This is a genomic window from Mesorhizobium sp. M8A.F.Ca.ET.202.01.1.1, from assembly GCF_004791595.1.
Classification (GTDB): domain Bacteria; phylum Pseudomonadota; class Alphaproteobacteria; order Rhizobiales; family Rhizobiaceae; genus Mesorhizobium.
Genome location: NZ_SRUN01000308.1, coordinates 1 through 282, shown reverse-complemented (window position 1 = coordinate 282; position 282 = coordinate 1). Strand labels below are relative to the sequence as shown.

The 282-nt window shown below is 68.4% G+C and carries 1 protein-coding gene; it reads left to right on the top strand.

Going from position 1 to position 282, the window contains the following annotated elements:
• Window positions 1–282: ATP-binding cassette domain-containing protein (locus EN845_RS34990; RefSeq protein WP_135931353.1), on the top strand; the 282-nt coding region annotated here is incomplete at both ends.

The following is a 282-nucleotide window of genomic DNA, read 5'->3' as shown; positions in this document are numbered from 1 at the left end:
GCCGGCGACCGACAGAAGGAAGGCGTATTCCCGCTGTGGAGCGTGCTTTCCAACATCAGCATCGGCGCCCTTGCCCGCAGGCCAGCGATCGGGCTGGTTTCCGATCGCGCCAATCGCGACACGGCCATCGGCGCCGCCAGCAAGCTGCGGCTCGACGACAAGCGCTTCCAGTCCAACATCACCGATCTCAGCGGCGGCAACCAGCAGAAGGCGCTGGTGGCGCGGGCGCTGGTCGCCGACACGCCGGTCATCCTGCTCGACGATCCGACGCGCGGCGTCGAC